This window comes from Paraburkholderia hospita (assembly GCF_002902965.1).
GTDB classification, from domain to species: domain Bacteria; phylum Pseudomonadota; class Gammaproteobacteria; order Burkholderiales; family Burkholderiaceae; genus Paraburkholderia; species Paraburkholderia hospita.
Genome location: NZ_CP026106.1, coordinates 603,864 through 619,717, shown reverse-complemented (window position 1 = coordinate 619,717; position 15,854 = coordinate 603,864). Strand labels below are relative to the sequence as shown.

Annotated in this window: 13 protein-coding genes and 1 pseudogene; 11 read left to right on the top strand and 3 right to left on the bottom strand. The window is 62.7% G+C overall.

What is annotated here, in order from left to right:
* Nucleotides 1–3 precede the first annotated feature (3 nt).
* Nucleotides 4–2,955, bottom strand: a complete 2,952-nt coding sequence (locus C2L64_RS21230; RefSeq protein WP_009771092.1) for a molybdopterin oxidoreductase family protein — start codon at nt 2,953–2,955, stop codon at nt 4–6.
* 540 nt (nt 2,956–3,495) lie between these two features.
* Between C2L64_RS21230 and mdcA the strand changes: the two genes are divergently transcribed.
* The 9 genes from mdcA (at nt 3,496) to mdcH (ending at nt 11,021) form a co-directional block, all read left to right on the top strand.
* Nucleotides 3,496–5,157: a malonate decarboxylase subunit alpha gene (mdcA, locus tag C2L64_RS21225; protein ID WP_009771093.1), complete on the top strand. Its 1,662-nt coding sequence runs from the start codon at nt 3,496–3,498 to the stop codon at nt 5,155–5,157.
* A complete protein-coding gene (locus C2L64_RS21220; protein WP_009771094.1) occupies nt 5,157–6,062 on the top strand; it encodes a triphosphoribosyl-dephospho-CoA synthase in 906 nt (301 codons plus the stop codon). Before mdcA ends, C2L64_RS21220 begins: the two co-directional genes overlap by 1 nt.
* A gap of 8 nt (nt 6,063–6,070) precedes the next feature.
* Nucleotides 6,071–6,379 carry a malonate decarboxylase subunit delta gene (locus C2L64_RS21215; protein ID WP_007737127.1) on the top strand — a complete coding sequence of 103 codons (309 nt, stop codon included), beginning with the start codon at nt 6,071–6,073 and terminating at the stop codon, nt 6,377–6,379.
* A gap of 5 nt (nt 6,380–6,384) precedes the next feature.
* A complete protein-coding gene (locus C2L64_RS21210) occupies nt 6,385–7,236 on the top strand; it encodes a biotin-independent malonate decarboxylase subunit beta (protein WP_009771095.1) in 852 nt (283 codons plus the stop codon).
* A complete protein-coding gene (gene mdcE, locus C2L64_RS21205) occupies nt 7,233–8,048 on the top strand; it encodes a biotin-independent malonate decarboxylase subunit gamma (RefSeq protein ID WP_007737122.1) in 816 nt (271 codons plus the stop codon). Before C2L64_RS21210 ends, mdcE begins: the two co-directional genes overlap by 4 nt.
* Before the next feature lie 165 nt (nt 8,049–8,213).
* Nucleotides 8,214–8,609, top strand: a complete 396-nt coding sequence (gene madL, locus C2L64_RS21200) for a malonate transporter subunit MadL (protein ID WP_007737119.1) — start codon at nt 8,214–8,216, stop codon at nt 8,607–8,609.
* 14 nt (nt 8,610–8,623) lie between these two features.
* Entirely contained in the window at nt 8,624–9,391 is a 768-nt protein-coding gene (madM, locus tag C2L64_RS21195) for a malonate transporter subunit MadM (protein WP_009771096.1), read from the top strand.
* 23 nt (nt 9,392–9,414) lie between these two features.
* Nucleotides 9,415–10,092: a malonate decarboxylase holo-ACP synthase gene (locus C2L64_RS21190; RefSeq protein WP_007737115.1), complete on the top strand. Its 678-nt coding sequence runs from the start codon at nt 9,415–9,417 to the stop codon at nt 10,090–10,092.
* A complete protein-coding gene (gene mdcH / locus C2L64_RS21185; RefSeq protein WP_009771097.1) occupies nt 10,089–11,021 on the top strand; it encodes a malonate decarboxylase subunit epsilon in 933 nt (310 codons plus the stop codon). The genes C2L64_RS21190 and mdcH overlap by 4 nt, the downstream gene beginning before the upstream one ends.
* A 21-nt stretch (nt 11,022–11,042) precedes the next feature.
* Here the strand turns inward: mdcH and C2L64_RS21180 are convergent, their stop codons facing one another.
* Together C2L64_RS21180 and acs are read right to left on the bottom strand one after the other, a co-directional pair.
* Nucleotides 11,043–11,957: a LysR family transcriptional regulator gene (locus tag C2L64_RS21180; protein WP_007737111.1), complete on the bottom strand. Its 915-nt coding sequence runs from the start codon at nt 11,955–11,957 to the stop codon at nt 11,043–11,045.
* A 202-nt stretch (nt 11,958–12,159) separates the two neighbouring features.
* Entirely contained in the window at nt 12,160–14,142 is a 1,983-nt protein-coding gene (gene acs, locus C2L64_RS21175) for an acetate--CoA ligase (RefSeq protein WP_009771098.1), read from the bottom strand.
* Nucleotides 14,143–14,550: 408 nt separating this feature from the next.
* Between acs and C2L64_RS21170 the strand changes: the two genes are divergently transcribed.
* Both C2L64_RS21170 and C2L64_RS21165 read left to right on the top strand, forming a co-directional pair.
* The gene (locus C2L64_RS21170; protein ID WP_009771099.1) at nt 14,551–15,483 is read left to right on the top strand and encodes an alpha/beta hydrolase; all 933 of its coding nucleotides are present in this window, start codon (nt 14,551–14,553) and stop codon (nt 15,481–15,483) included.
* A pseudogene (locus tag C2L64_RS21165) lies at nt 15,435–15,810 on the top strand (DDE-type integrase/transposase/recombinase); the annotation flags it as partial. The gene C2L64_RS21170 and the pseudogene C2L64_RS21165, both read left to right, overlap by 49 nt.
* Nucleotides 15,811–15,854: the final 44 nt, after the last annotated feature.

The window sequence follows — 15,854 nt, the reverse complement described above, 5'->3', positions numbered from 1 at the left end:
CGTTCAGTTGCGTTGCGTCGTCTTTCGTTGCACCGCTTTCAGCCGCGCCGCGAACTCGCCGCGGCCCGCGAAATAGGTCTGCACGATGCGATGGATCATCCCACCCGACTCCGTGCCGACCATGCCGGGCATCGAGGCAGGCATCGGCGCGAACTGCGGCAAGGTGTGGTCGGCGTCCGCCTCTGCCGGATAGATGCGCACGCGTACGTCGTACCAGGCGGCCTGCCCCGTCACGGGATCGGAATTCGACGTTCGGACATGACGCAGGTCGTCGACGGGAATCTCATCCGTGATGAGGTGATTCAGCAGGAACCCACGCTGCGATTCGTTGGCATCGGGGCCGAGATTCCACGCGCCCGCCGACTTGCCGATCGCGTTCCACGTCCACACCGTGCCCGGCTCGACGGCCTCGCTGTAGCGCGCGATGCAACGCACCTTGCCCCATTGCGATTCGACGTAGATCCAGCCGCCATCCTCGATACCTTGCGCGGCGGCCGTGCGCGGATTCATGTACAGATAGTTCTCGCCGTGTATCTGGCGCAGCCACGCGTTCTGCGAGTCCCACGAGTGATACATCGCCATCGGACGCTGCGTGATGGCCGCGAGCGGAAAGCGCGCGTGATCGGTGGTGCCGTGTTCGAGCGGCGGATACCAGCTCGGCAGCGGATCGAAGTACCGCGCGATCCGCGCGCGCAAATGCTCGGGCGGCTGCCGGCCTTTCGTCTTGCCCTGCGCGGCGAGCCTGAACTTCTGCATCACGTCCGAATACAACGCGATCACGATCGGCGTGTTGAACTTGCGAAAGCCCTTCTCTACCGCGAAGTCCAGGTATGGCCCGTTGCAGTTGCGCATGTACTGCAGTGTCTCGGGCAGCGTGTAGTGATAGACACAGTTGTGCTTCGCGTACTCTTCCCACTGTTTCGGATTTGGCTCGCCGACAAGGACATCCTTGCCGTCCTTGCCGCGCCAGCCGATCAGGAAGCCGACGCCCGACCCCGGCGCAGTCTGATGATTGACGATGAACTCCGGATAGTCGCGATACTTACGCTTGCCGTCGGGCGTCGTGAAGGCCGGAAACTTCAGGCGGCTCGCCAGTTCGACGAGCACTTCCTGGAACGGCTTGCATTCTCCTGTCGCCGGCACGACGGGCACGCGCACGGAATCGACGGGACCATCGAACTCGGAGATCGGACGGTCGAGCATCGACATCGCGTCGTAGCGTTCGAGGTACGTCGTATCGGGCAGGATCAGATCGGCGAATGCCGTCATCTCCGACTGGAACGCGTCACAGACGACGATGAACGGAATCTTGTACTCGCCGTCTTCATTGCGGTCCACGAGCATCTTGCGGACTTCGACGGTGTTCATCGACGAGTTCCACGCCAAGTTGGCCATGAAGATCAGCAGCGTATCGATCGGGTACGGATCGCCGCGCCATGCATTCGTGATCACGCTATGCATCAGGCCATGCACGGCGAGCGGGTACTCCCACGAGAATGCCTTGTCGATGCGCACAGGTTCGCCGCTGTCGTGGATAAACAGGTCCTCGGGGCCTGCAGGCCAGCCGAGCGGCCCGTTCGCGAGCGGCGTATTCGGCTTGACGTCGTCGGGGCTGTTCGGCGGTTTGGCCGACGGCGGCACCGCGCGCGGATACGGCGACTTGTGACGGAAGCCGCCCGGCCGGTCGATGGTGCCGAGCAGAGACATCAGCACGGCCAGCGCGCGTATCGTCTGAAAACCGTTTGAATGTCCGGCGAGTCCGCGCATTGCGTGGAAAGCGATCGGCGCGCCCGTCACGGTTTCATGCGTTTCGCCCCACGCATCGGTCCATTGGATCGGCAGCGTGATCTTCTGGTCGCGCGAGACATCGGCCATTTCGCGCGCAAGGCGCCGGATCGTGTCGACGGGAATGCCCGTGATTCCAGATGCCCAGTCAGGCGTGCAATCGGCAAGCTGCTCGCGCAGCAGCACAAACGACGGGGCGACGGGCGTGCCGTCCGCAAGCGCATAGCGCCCTTCGAGCGCCGGACGCACACCCGGTGTGTGATGCAGCACTTCGCGCTGGCTGACGGGGTCCCACCACAGGTGGTTCTGCGGGAACATCGCGTTACACGCCTGCGCGTCTTCGTCACACACGAACAAACCCTGCGTATCGCTGTCTTCGCGTATGTCGAGCAGTTCGCCCGCATTCGTGTAGCGCTCCACGAACTCGCGGTCATACGCATTGCTTTCGATCAGCTCACGCATCAGCGCCATGAATAACGCGCCATCCGTACCCGGACGGATCGGCACCCATTCGTCGGCAATCGCCGCGTAGCCGGTGCGCACCGGGTTGATCGCGATGAAGCGGCCACCCGCGCGCTTGAACTTCGAAATCGCGATCTTGAGCGGGTTCGAGTGATGGTCCTCGGCCGTGCCGATCATGAAGAAGAGCTTCGCGCGATCGAGATCGGGGCCGCCGAACTCCCAGAACGAGCCGCCCATCGTATAGATCATGCCCGCTGCCATGTTGACCGAGCAGAAGCCGCCGTGGGCCGCGTAATTCGGCGTGCCGAACTGCCTGGCGAACAGGCCCGTCAGCGCCTGCATCTGGTCGCGGCCCGTGAAGAGCGCAAACTTCTTCGGGTCGGTGGCGCGGATATGCGCGAGACGCTTTTCGAGCACGTCGAACGCGAGCTCCCATGACACCGGCTCGAACTGCGCCGTGCCGCGCAATGCATCGGGCTTGCGCATCAGAGGCTGGGTGAGACGCGCGGGCGAATACTGTTTCATGATGCCCGACGAGCCTTTCGCGCAGATCACTCCCTGGTTGAGGGGATGATCAGGATTGCCGTCGATATAGCGCACCTCACCGTCGCGCAAATGCACGCGGATGCCGCATCGACAGGCACACATGTAGCAGGTCGTCGTCTTGACTTCCAGCTTCTCGTTTTGCGTGCGGGCTTTGTGCTCCATCCTCACCTCCTTCAAATCGCTCTTTCCCTGCGAACTCGCGCCATGAGTAGCGAAACGTCGCTTGCCAGATTCCGTACCTCGCCTCTCCATGCTAAGAGCGACGTGCACCAAAGAAAAATCGCCGTTTCGAATCCAAATCATCGCGGTAGCCGATAGATCACACAACGGCATCGGCCAGCGCCCGCGCGCGAACTCTTCACGCTCGCCACGGAATGAGGTCTCGGGTGACCGTTCCTTTCGTTCCTTTCGTGCCCTTGCATTCCTTGCGCGGCACCGGAACAGGCACATCAGTTCGCAGACTACGTGCGTCGCAGCCACCATCCATGAAAACCCCTACGTACAATCGAGGAGCAGGTGGTTTGTTTGAACCATGAACGACAATCCGAACGCAAAGGGCGGGCTTGTCACCAGCGCATCGCCCATTTTTCGCCGTTCTGTGCGAATGATCATTACCCTGGGGATAACAGTCACACCCCGAACGTGATTGAATGCGTGCCCCTCGCTCCCTAGACTCGCCTCATGTCTTCAGCGAGAGCACACATGTCGAGTCAAAATCAGCCTCCCTCCCGTTGGGCCACGCGCCGGGCGGAGAAGCAACGTCGCATCGCGCGCGTCGCATCGATCGCCGACGGCGCGGTTCTGCCCACGGACCGCATGGTCGAAGTCCTGCAAAACCTGATTGCCCCGGGAGACCGCGTGGTCGTCGAGGGCAACAACCAGAAGCAGGCCGACTTCCTGTCGCGCTCGCTCGCGAAGGTCGACCCGGAAATCGTTCATGACCTGCACCTGATCATCCCGAGTGTGAGCCGTGCCGAGCATCTGGACCTGTTCGAGCGTGGCATCGCCCGAAAGCTCGACTTCGCCTTCGCCGGCGCGCAAAGCCTGCGCATTTCGCAATTCCTGCAGGACGGCATCCTCGAAATCGGTTCGATCCACACGTACGCTGAACTGTATGGTCGGCTGTACGTCGATCTGACGCCGAACGTCGTGCTGGTCGCCGGCTACAAGGCGGATCGCGACGGTAATCTTTATACCGGCGCAAGCACCGAAGACACGCCTGCCCTCGTCGAAGCCGCGGCGTTTCGCGACGGCATCGTGATCGCCCAGGTCAACGAAATCGTCGACGATCCGAAAGACCTGCCGCGCGTCGACATTCCCGGTTCGTGGATCGACTTCGTGGTCCAGTCGGACAAGCCATTCTTTATCGAGCCGCTATTCACGCGGGACCCGCGCCTGATTACTCCCGTCCACATACTGATGGCGATGATGGCGATTCGAGGCATCTACGAACGGCATCAGGTGCAATCGCTGAATCACGGCATCGGCTTCAACACTGCCGCAATCGAACTGATCCTGCCGACCTATGGTGACAAGCTCGGGCTGAAGGGCAAGATTTGCCGCCACTGGACGCTGAATCCGCATCCGACGCTGATTCCCGCAATCGAAACCGGCTGGGTCGACAGCGTGCACTGCTTCGGCGGCGAGCTGGGCATGGAAGCCTATGTCGCGCAACGGCCCGATGTCTTCTTCACCGGCCGCGATGGTTCGATGCGCTCAAATCGCGCGATGTCCCAGCTCGCAGGCCAGTACGCGATCGACATGTTCATCGGCTCGACGCTGCAGATGGACGGCGCAGGCAACTCGTCGACGGTCACGCATGGGCGACTCGCCGGCTTCGGCGGTGCGCCGAACATGGGCCACGATCCGCATGGCCGCCGCCACGCGACGCCTGCCTGGCTCGATCTGCTGCAAACCGACAGCCCGCTCGAGCGCGGCCGCAAGCTGGTTGTGCAAATGGTCGAGACGTTTCAGGCGGGCGGCCAGCCGACCATCGTCGAGACGATCGACGCGGTGGAAGTCGGACGCGAAACGGGCATGCCGATCGCGCCGGTGATGATCTACGGCGACGACGTCACGCATGTGCTGACTGAGGAAGGCATTGCGTATCTGTACAAGGCGCGTTCGCTCGAACAACGTAAGGAAATGATCGCGGCCGTCGCGGGTGTGACGCCGATCGGCCTTTCGAGCAGCGCAAAGAAGCGGGCGGCACTGCGGCGCGACGGTCTGATCGCCCTGCCCGAGGACCTCGGCGTTCACCGCAGCGAAGCGAACCGGTCGCTGCTTGCCGCGAAGAGCATCGCGGATCTCGTTGACTGGTCGGACGGACTGTACGAGCCGCCCGCACGTTACCGGAGCTGGTGATGCGCGAGAACCTCGCAATAATCCATTCGCCACTGCAACGCGCTTCATCCGACCTCGCCGGGGATTTCGGCGCACAGGTGGTCGGCGCGCTGATCGATGAAGTGACGCTCGCGCCGAAACCCGGACTCGTTGATATCCGCAGTCAGGGCGCGCATCACGATCTCGACTGGAAGCTCATGTGCAAATCGGCGTTGGCCCTACAACTGACCTTCGTGGAACTCGCTCAGGCCGGTATCGAAACGCGGCCGCTGCCCGAATTGCGTGAGCGCATCGGCGCAATCGGCCGCGATGGCGAAGCACGGATGATGGACGCGACGCATGGTGTCAACACGCATCGCGGCGCGATCTGGGCGCTCGGACTGCTGGTGACGGCAGCCGCACGAGAGCCGGACGACCTTGCAGCCGATGCGATCGCCGCACGCGCAGCCGAGATCGCGCGGATCTCCGACCGGCACGCGCCGCTGCAAACCGGCCATAAAGGCGAGCAGGCACGCATCGAATACAACGTCGGCGGCGCACGCGGACAGGCGCAGGCCGGTTTCCCGCACGTCGTGCAAGTCGCGCTGCCGGAGCTCGTCCGCTCGCGCCAGCGCGGCGACAGCGAGACGGCCGCCAGGTTGAACGCGCTGCTCGCGGTGATGGCGAGCCTCGACGACACCTGCGTGCTTGCACGCGGGGGCCGCAGCGCACTCGCCGAGATGCAAAGCGGTGCGCGGCGCGTCCTTGCGCACGGTGGTGCCGCTACTCTGTCCGGCCGCCGTGATCTGAAGGCACTGGATCGCCGTCTCGTCGAGCTGCACGTGTCTCCCGGCGGCGCCGCCGATCTGCTCGCCGCCACGCTCTTTCTCGACCGGCTTCAGGTCGAAGCTCCGGCGACGACGAAGCCCAATACGACGAACGCATAGGAAAGTGAATGGAAACCATCGTTTTTGAATTCCCGGCGGGACAACCCGCGCAACGCCGTGCAGTGGCCGGCGTGGTCGCGTCGGGCGACCTCGAAGTCCTGCTCGAAGCCAACGCGGCGCACCTTACCGTCGTGAACATCACGACTTCCGTCGACGGCAAGGCCCGTGTCTGGGAGGCGGTGCTGGAACGCATCTTCGGCGACGGCTCGCTGCCGGCCGCGAAGCTCGAAATCAACGATTCCGGCGCGACGCCTGGCGTCGTGCAAATGCGCATCGGCCAGGTGCTGGAACAATTGCAATCAACGGGCGGAGCATAACGATCATGGATACACAGGAACTGCTCGAGCGTCAGAGCTTCATCGAGCTCGACGCGCGCAGCCGGGCGAAGCGACTGCTCGATGCAGGGAGCTTCAATGAACTGCTCGATCCGTTCGAGCGCGTGCGTTCACCCTGGCTCGCGCGGCAAGGGATCGTCACGCAAGCTGACGACGGCGCCGTGGTCGCCAAAGGACTGATCGACGGCCAGCCCGCTGTCGTGCTCGCAATCGACGGTGGCTACCAGGGCGGCAGCATGGGCGAGGTGTCGGCGGCGAAGATCGCGGGCAGCCTCGAACTCGCCGCCGAAGACAACCGCAACGGCATCCCGACACGCGCGGTAATCCTGTTCGAGACGGGTGGCGTGCGCCTGCAGGAGGCGAATCTCGGGCTCGCCGCGATCGCGGAGATTCACGCTGCGATCGTCGACTTGCGCCGCTATCAGCCGGTGATCGGCATCACCGCCGGTCCGATCGGCTGCTACGGCGGCATGTCGATCTCGGCAGGGCTGTGCAGCTATCTGATCGGCACGCGCGAAGCGCGTCTCGGGCTCAACGGACCTGCCGTCATCGAACAGGAGGCCGGCATCGCCGAGTTTGACTCCCGCGACCGGCCGATGATCTGGAGCTTCACCGGCTGCGAGCAGCGTCATCGCACCGGTCTCGTCGACGTGTACGCCGCCGACGATACCGATGCGATCCGAGCGGCCGTCATCGAGCTGTTTCGCGCGGGACGTTCGGCCGTGTGCCGCAGCGAACGGGTCACCGGCTTTCTGCAACGGCTTTCCGAGATTGATCCGGGCGTGCAGGCCACACCGGAACAAGTGGTAGCGATCTATGGCAAGGGGTTCAATTCATGAGCACACAGCAGCTTTCCGCGCGGGGCGCCGTCTGGCTCGACGCGCTCACCTACAGCGCACCTTTGCAGCACGGCTTTCCGTCCTCGGTACGGGTGGTCGATGCGCGGCTCGGCGAGCACCCGGCCCGCTATATCGCGGTGGTGCCCACTCCCGACAATCCGTTCCCGCGCGTACGCGGCGGCGAGGTCGGGCTGATCGAAGGATGGGAACTTGCGCGCGCGGTGCGCGAGGTGATCGACGCCGATGCGGCGCGCGAAGAGAAGCGCCCGATCGTTGCGATCATCGATGTCCAGAGTCAGGCGTATGGACGGCGCGAAGAAGCCTACGGGATCCACCAGGCGCTGGCAGGCGCCGCCGATGCATACGCAAGTGCGCGTCTGGCCGGTCATCCTGTGATTGGGCTGATCGTCGGGCGCGCGGTGTCGGGCGCGTTTCTCGCGCATGGCTACCAGGCGAACCGCCTGATCGCGCTCGCCGATCCGCAGGTGATGGTGCACGCGATGGGCAAGGAATCCGCCGCGCGCATCACGCTGCGCACGGTGGCCGATCTCGAAGCGTTTGCCGCGAAGGTACCGCCCATGGCCTACGACATCGACAACTACGCGTCGCTCGGGCTGCTGTGGAAGCTCCTTCACGTGAGCAACGCGGATGCACCCAGTGGCGCCGACCAGACGACGATCGAAAAGACGCTGTACGACGCGCTCAACGACATTCGAGCCGACCCGTCGCGTGGCCTCGCCGGGCGGCTCGCAAGCCCGCACCGCGCGGCATCCGCGACCGTGCGGCAAAAGTTGCGCGAGCAATGGCGTTGAACACGCCATGACCTCTGCCCCGATGCGGCATCAGATGCCGCGCCGGGGCACGCTCATCAGCCGGTACCGACCCATCAGTGGTCCATAAAGCAAACATCGCAATCAACTTGCATGGGACCAGAGTAAGACGCTAAAGCGTCAACTCTGGTCGACAGGAGACAGCACATGATCATCTACGGAACCGCACTACTGGCGTTCTGCCATCTGGCCGGACTTTTTCTCGGCGACCTGCTCGGGGTCGCGATCGGCGTCAAGACGAATGTCGGTGGCGTTGGCATCGCGATGCTGCTGCTGATCTTTTTGCGCCTCTATCTGCACGGGAAAGGGTTGCTGCCGAAAGAAACAGAAGCGGGCGTCGGCTTCTGGGGCGCGTTGTATATCCCCGTGGTCGTCGCGATGGCCGCGAACCAGAACGTCGTGGCAGCGATCAAGGGAGGTCCCGTCGCGCTACTTTCGGCACTTGGTGCGGCAGCCGTTTGCGCGTGCTGCATCGCCGTTCTTTCCCGTACCGGTCGCGACAGCACCTCGTTCGTGAACGCTCCCCACCTCGAAGAAATCTGAATCAGGAGTCCATCATGTTGCACATGCTCGAAAAAGAACTGGTTCAGAACGGCCTCGTGACTTCGTTCGCGCTGGTGGGTCTGATTATGTGGGTGTCGTCTTTGATCTCGCGCAAACTCACCTTCGGACGCGTGCACGGCTCGGCCATCGCGATCGTGGTCGGCCTGGTGCTCGCGTGGTTAGGCGGCGTCTTCACGGGCGGACAGAAAGGTCTCGCGGATTTGCCGCTCTTTACCGGTGTCGGCCTGATGGGCGGTGCCATGCTGCGCGATTTCGCAATCGTCGCCACCGCGTTCGAAGTGCAGGCCAATGAGGCGCGCAAGGCCGGGCTCATCGGCGCGGTGTCGCTGCTGCTCGGCACGCTGTTGCCGTTCATCGTCGGCGCGAGCATCGCGCATGCGTTCGGCTACACCGACGCGGTCAGCATGACGACCATCGGTGCGGGCGCCGTCACTTACATCGTCGGGCCGGTGACAGGCGCGGCGATCGGTGCCAGTTCCGACGTGATTGCGCTGAGCATCGCGACCGGCCTGATCAAGGCGATCATCGTCATGATCGGCACGCCGATCGCGGCTAACTTCATGGGGCTGAAGACGCCCCGCTCCGCGATGATCTTCGGCGGCCTTGCGGGCACTGTAAGCGGCGTCAGCGCGGGGCTTGCCGCTACTGATCGGCGGCTCGTGCCTTATGGCGCGTTGATCGCGACGTTTCATACGGGCGTCGGCTGCCTGCTCGGACCGTCGGTGCTGTTCTTTGCGACGAGAGCGCTGGTGAACCCGTGAGCGTCGCTTCCAGGAAAATCGGCATGCGCACCGCTCGAGCCACTGACGCAACGTTGCGCCCGCACGATCTGCTGTGGATCGGTGACCCGCATGACGTTCGATCGACTTCACCGGTGCCTGCATGGGCCACGCGCAAATGGCTGACTCTTGCCCCGGTTGTGGTGCGTCGCGAAACGGTTATCGATGATGGGTTGGTGCCCGTCGGCTTGCGCGGACATGAACGCAGCCAGCGCTTCGCCGCCTGTGTGCCGCGCGCGCGCATCCGGCGCCATGTCACACCGGAATCGCTTGCGCAAGCACGGGCCTGGCGCCGTCATGCCGGCTTTGCGAAGCTGCCGTGCGTGAGTGCGCTAAACCACGTTGCGCCTGAACTCGACCGCTTGCAGCTGACGTGGGGCATCACCGGCAGCGTCGGCTTCGCGTTGGCAAGCGGCATCAGCACACTGCGACCGGACAGCGACCTCGATCTGCTGCTGCGCGCCGCGAAGCCGTTGTCTCGCGACGATGCGCGCTCGATTCTTTCTGTTCTTCAGGCTGCTGGCGCACGCGTCGACATGCAGGTCGATACCGGCGACGCCGGCTTTGCGCTCGCCGAATGGGCGGGGCTCACAGACCGCGTGCTGTTGAAGACGGGTCAGGGGCCAATGCTTGTCGCCAACCCGTGGGCTGCTCACGCCCCGTCTCTATCGCAACCGTCATGAGCATCCTGTTCACCTTCCCCGGCCAGGGCTCGCAAAAAAGCGACATGCTCGATGCGCTGCCGGATCACATCGAAACGTCGCTCGCGCTCGAAGAGGCCAGCGATACGCTCGGCTATGATGTCCGCTCGCTCGATGACATCGCTTCGCTGCGCTCGACCATCGCCGTTCAGCTATGCCTTTTGATCGCGGGTGTCGCGCAGGCGCGTGTGTTTAGTGCGTACGGCTACGAACCGGACATCGTCGCAGGTCTGTCGATCGGCGCCTATCCGGCCGCAGTGACAGCTGGCGCACTGCGCTACGCGGACGCGGTCAGGCTCGTAGCACTGCGCGGCCAGTTGATGGAACGCGCTTACCCGAGCGGCTATGGAATGACGGCGATCGTCGGCCTCAGGCAGCGCCCGCTCGAAACGCTGATCGCACAGATCAACCGCGCGGCCACGCCAGTCTTTCTCGCGAACCTCAATGCCGAGACACAGATGGTGGTTGCCGGCAGCGACGCCGCAATGCATGAACTCGCTACGCTTGCACTGGAACACGGCGCGCAACGCTGCGAGCGGCTCGACGTCGCCGTGCCATCCCATTGCGCGTTGCTCGACGAGCCAGCGGCCGCACTCGCCGAAGCATTTGCGCAGGTCACCCTGCATGCGCCTCGTGCGGTGTACCTGAGCAGCAGCGCGGCGCGGCCGCTGTTCGACGGTCCACGCATCTCGGCCGATCTTGCCGGCAACATGGCGCAGCAGGTGCGCTGGTTCGACACGATGCGGCTCGCGTGGGAGCGCGGCGCCCGCCTCGTAATCGAGATGCCGTGCGGCAACGTATTGACCCGCATGACCCGCGCAACCTTCAATGAAGGCATCGCGGCCAGCAGCAGCGAGACCGCATTACCCGATCTTTGTATGTTGATCGAGCGCGAACGCTCGCACGCATGACGGCCGAACGCCGAATGACCTTCAATCGGCGTTGCGGGTTCGCAGACGGCAGACCGCCATCAGCGCAAGCAGGTTCGGATCGCGTTCACGCGCACGCAGATAGCTGACACCAATGGTCTGACGCATCAGGTATTGTGGCTTGAGCGGAATGAATTGCACCTTGTCGCCGAACACGCCGCGCACGCGGCCCGGCAGCAGCGTATATCCGACCCCGCCGCTCACCAGATTCATCAGCGAGAAGATATCGCCGACCTTCATCGTCACGTTCGGCGTGAAGTCCGCCACGCGAAACGCGTCCCGAAAGCCGTGATAGGTGACGAAACCCTCGCCAAGCGACACGAATGTCTCGTCGCGACAATCCCTCAGGTCGACCGCTTGCTGATTCGCAAAGCGCGAGTTTGCGGGTGCCGCGAAAAAGATGTCGTCTTCGAAGAGCGGCAACGAATCGACTTCAGGCTCGCCCTCGGCCACTGCCATTAGCGCCGCATCGACTGCTCCCTGCTTCAGCTTGTCGAGCAGCTCGGCATTCGACCCGAGCACGAGTTCGACCTGAAGGGTTGGCCGACGCACCTTCAGGTCGATGATGATGCCCGGCACGGTCTTGATCGTCAGCGAATACAGCGAGCCGATCTTCAGACGGTCTGACGAATAGCCCGCGGCCTCGCGCGTCGCGCGAATGCCGTCGGACATCAGTGTGAGCACTTCCTCTGCCACGTCGGCGAGCATTTGTGCGGCTTCCGTCGACTTCAGATTGCGGCCCTCGTGCCGGAACAGCGCGCAGCGCACGCCTTGTTCGAGCGAATGCAACGCCCGGTGCACGCTGACCGTGCTGACGTCCAGGACCTCGGCCGCCTTTGACAGGTTGCCCGTCTCCATGAACGCGAGCAGGACTTCCAGCTTGCGAAAGGTGATCTCATCGTCGATTCGGTCGCGCATCTCGGGCTTTGGATGTGTCGGAATTGAGCGTTATCGTTTCGCGCTAACGGGTGTCAATAGCGTTACCCCGCATCCTTCGGCGCTCAGACGGCGATGGTTCGCTCATTCTGCTTTGCCGGGGAGAGGCGGGGATTGCCATGGTGACTCGTTGATCGTGTGCGAACGCGAGGGTACTGATACCATCCCTCAGTATACGTCGACGCTAGAATGCCTCGCCCAGTTGCTCCAGAATCGCGGGATTTTCGAGAGTCGAGACATCCTGGGTGATTGTTTCACCTTTAGCCAGCGAGCGTAGCAGTCGCCGCATGATCTTCCCCGAGCGTGTCTTCGGCAAGTTGTCTCCGAACCGGATGTCCTTCGGCTTGGCAATCGGTCCGATCTGCTCGCCTACCCATTTTCGGAGGTCGCCAGCGAGTTGCCGCGCTTCGCCGCCCAACGGACACTCGCGCTTGAGCACCACGAAGGCGCAGATGGCCTCCCCGGTCACTTCATCGGCACGACCCACTACGGCGGCCTCGGCCACCAGAGGGTGGGCGACCAACGCCGATTCGATCTCCATCGTCCCCATCCGGTGTCCGGAAACGTTGAGCACGTCGTCGATGCGACCCGTGATCGTGAAGTAGCCGTTGTCCTTGTCGCGGATCGCTCCGTCACCAGCGAGATAGAGGTTACCTCCAAGTTCCGCGGGAAAGTAACTCTGCCGGAATCGCTCAGGATCGCCCCAGATCGTGCGGATCATCGACGGCCATGGGCGCCGGATCGCAAGGATTCCGCCACTCCCATCCGGCAATGCCTGCCCGCTTTCATCGACCACCGAGGCCATGATGCCCGGCAACGGAAGCGTGCACGAGCCCGGCACGAGCGGCGTCGCACCGGGCAAAGGCGCGATCATATGGCCGCCGGTTTCGGTCTGCCAGAAGGTGTCGACAATTGGACAGCGATCGCTGCCGATGTGATGGTGATACCACTGCCACGTATCAGGGTTGATTGGCTCGCCCACAGTGCCGAGCAGCCGCAAACTCGTCAGGTCATAGCGGCTGGGGCGCACCTGGGGATTCGCGTCGGCTGCCTTGATCAACGAGCGGATCGCCGTCGGCGCGGTGTAGAAAATGCTGACCCTGTGGCGCGAGATCATTTCCCAGAAGCGGCCCGCGTTGGGATACGTCGGCACACCTTCGAACATGATCTGCGTTGCGCCCGCCGCGAGCGGCCCGTATGCAATATACGTGTGCCCCGTGATCCAGCCAATATCTGCGGTACACCAGAACACGTCCTCCGGCTTGATGTCGAATGTCCATTGCATCGTGAGCATCGCCCAGAGCAGGTAGCCGGCCGTGCTGTGTTGTACGCCTTTAGGACGGCCGGTGGAACCGGACGTGTACAACACAAAGAGGGGATGCTCGGCGTCCACCGGTTCGGCTTCGCATGTCTCGGGCTGGCTCGCCGAAATCTCGTGCATCCAGCGATCGCGATTTTCAATCCATTCGATCCTGTTGCCTGTCCGCCGGTAAACCACTACGTGACGCACGGACTCGCAGCCTCCCATCGTGAGCGCCTCGTCCGCGATGGACTTGAGCGGAAGCACCTTCCCCGCCCTCATCTGTTCGTCCGCCGTGATCAGCAAAACCGCACCAAGATCGGCGATACGCTCCTGCAGTGCCTTCGCCGAAAAACCTCCGAAGACCACCGAATGGATCGCTCCAATGCGAGCGCAAGCCTGCATGGCGACTACGCCTTCGATCGACATCGGCAGATAGATGACGACACGGTCGCCCCCGGAGACACCAAGGCTCTTCAGCGCGTTTGCGAACCGGCAGACTTTGGCATGCAGCTCGCGATATGTGACGCGCGTTAATGCGCCGTCGTCTGCCTCAAACAGGATTGCGGCTTTGTCGCCGTTCCCGGTTTGCAGATTGCGGTCAAGACAGTTGTACGACGCGTTGAGCTGACCATCACCAAACCATCGATAAAATGGCGCGTTGCTCTCGTCCAGAGCCTGCGTAAATGGTCTGGACCAAAAAAGATTACCGCGAGCGAGGCGAGCCCAGAATCCTTCGTAGTCTTTTTCTGCTTCTGCGCACAGCGCATTGTAGACGCCCATACCTGCGATCGTCGCCCGCTTCGAGAACGCGTCTGGCACCTCAAAAACGGGAATCTCTCGTTTCATTGATTTGATGTCGTGCATGGTGTCTCCTTCGAATGGGCTTGATGCGCGCTATCCCCCTTCACTGGCCTGGCGTGGAGCCGGGCGCGCGGTGATTCTGCGCGGGTGGTGACGCTGGGTTTTTCGTAAAATAACCCGCGCCCCATCTGCGGATCAATTAACCAGGATGACGGATGGTTAGCCTGGGCGAAATTCCAGGCTTCTTGTTGATCCACGTGTTGAACGATTCAGGTTGGATGCGAGCAGCCCGATTTTCCAGAACGTCGGTCGAAGCTTGCGCATGGAATGTTCCTCGTATGGTTTCATGAGGGCCAGCAGACCACAACGTTTTGTTGCCGATCGGCTCTGCGCCGTTCGCATCCGCGTGATCTCGGCTCGCGTATAAACAAGCTTGGGCGCTAGCCCGCCGTTCTGTCGAGAGGCCCCCTCATGAAAGCCATCAGAATGCGGTCGCGATGTCTGGTGTTGGCCGTCACGGCGGCAGCAACGCTCGCGGCATGCAGTCCCGTCAAGCTCATTGACGCGCTCGTACCACGGACCGGTTACTCGGCGCATACTGCACTCCCGTATGAAAGTGGCGACCGGCACGCTCTTGACGTCTATGTGCCGACGTCATCTGCATCAGCAGACACGCCGAGACCGCTGGTGGTCTTCTTCTATGGCGGCAGCTGGCAAACGGGTGATCGGCGGGATTACCGGTTTGTTGGAGAGGCGCTGGCGTCGCGCGGTTACGTGACGGTAATTCCCGACTACCGGCTCTATCCCGACACAATCTTTCCGGGATTTATCGAGGACGCAGCCGCAGCGGTCGACTGGGCGCACACGCACGCAGCAGACTTTGGCGCTGACCCGCAGCATATGTTTCTGATGGGACATTCAGCCGGCGCGCAGATTGTGATGCTGCTCGCAACGGATCGGCATTATCTGATGCGATACGGCATCGACGCGCATTCACTCGCAGGCGCAATCGGGCTGGCCGGTCCGTACGATTTCCTTCCCTTGCGGGACGAGAATCTGAAAACGATTTTTCCAGCCGAACTGAGAGAAGACAGCCAGCCGATCAATCACGTCAACGGATCCGAGCCGCCGATCTGGTTGGGAGTCGGCACGGCGGATCGCACAGTTGATCCAGGCAATACGACGCGCTTCGCTGCGCGACTCGAGTCCGCCCACGACCGCTTCACCCTGGAACGTTATACAGGAGTGAACCACGCAATCATCGTCGGAAGCCTCGCGCGCCCGATTCGCGCGCTCTCGTCTGTCATCACGGTCGCACCCGTCCTCGACGATGTGTCTGCGTTTATCGATGCGCATTCCGGCGATTGCTTGCCTCGTGTGCTGAGGCACCGCGCAAGATCGTGACCGACCAGCTACGCAGCTATCCGGCCGCGAAAGCCGGGATTCCCGCACTGCCTCACGTCAAACACGTCTTCGTCAAAGCCAGCGCGCGGGTCGATAACCGGGCGAAAAACAGTCATCAGCCGACGCGCGAACGCGAGCGACGCATGCGTGGCTTCCGCGAAGCCTGAACGCACGCAGACTTTCTTATCGAGCTTCGGTCCGATCCGGCAGCACTTCGCGCTCAAGGGACACCTGCTACGCGCCTCACTCTATCGCAAACAGCTCGCCGCACGCTTTGCCGCCTGGCATCGTTTCACTGAGGCCGCCCAAGATCCGTTCGCATTCTGAGCAACATGTGCCCTCTCTGCTATTGCGTCGCGAACAATTTAACG

What these genes read in the sequence shown, in the direction of transcription:
- C2L64_RS21230 (WP_009771092.1), bottom strand. Translation starts at nt 2,955, where the DNA reads ATGGAGCACAAAGCCCGCACGCAAAACGAGAAGCTGGAAGTCAAGACG.
- mdcA (WP_009771093.1), top strand. Translation starts at nt 3,496, where the DNA reads ATGTCGAGTCAAAATCAGCCTCCCTCCCGTTGGGCCACGCGCCGGGCG.
- C2L64_RS21220 (WP_009771094.1), top strand. Translation starts at nt 5,157, where the DNA reads ATGCGCGAGAACCTCGCAATAATCCATTCGCCACTGCAACGCGCTTCA.
- C2L64_RS21215 (WP_007737127.1), top strand. Translation starts at nt 6,071, where the DNA reads ATGGAAACCATCGTTTTTGAATTCCCGGCGGGACAACCCGCGCAACGC.
- C2L64_RS21210 (WP_009771095.1), top strand. Translation starts at nt 6,385, where the DNA reads ATGGATACACAGGAACTGCTCGAGCGTCAGAGCTTCATCGAGCTCGAC.
- mdcE (WP_007737122.1), top strand. Translation starts at nt 7,233, where the DNA reads ATGAGCACACAGCAGCTTTCCGCGCGGGGCGCCGTCTGGCTCGACGCG.
- madL (WP_007737119.1), top strand. Translation starts at nt 8,214, where the DNA reads ATGATCATCTACGGAACCGCACTACTGGCGTTCTGCCATCTGGCCGGA.
- madM (WP_009771096.1), top strand. Translation starts at nt 8,624, where the DNA reads ATGTTGCACATGCTCGAAAAAGAACTGGTTCAGAACGGCCTCGTGACT.
- C2L64_RS21190 (WP_007737115.1), top strand. Translation starts at nt 9,415, where the DNA reads ATGCGCACCGCTCGAGCCACTGACGCAACGTTGCGCCCGCACGATCTG.
- mdcH (WP_009771097.1), top strand. Translation starts at nt 10,089, where the DNA reads ATGAGCATCCTGTTCACCTTCCCCGGCCAGGGCTCGCAAAAAAGCGAC.
- C2L64_RS21180 (WP_007737111.1), bottom strand. Translation starts at nt 11,957, where the DNA reads ATGCGCGACCGAATCGACGATGAGATCACCTTTCGCAAGCTGGAAGTC.
- acs (WP_009771098.1), bottom strand. Translation starts at nt 14,142, where the DNA reads ATGCACGACATCAAATCAATGAAACGAGAGATTCCCGTTTTTGAGGTG.
- C2L64_RS21170 (WP_009771099.1), top strand. Translation starts at nt 14,551, where the DNA reads ATGAAAGCCATCAGAATGCGGTCGCGATGTCTGGTGTTGGCCGTCACG.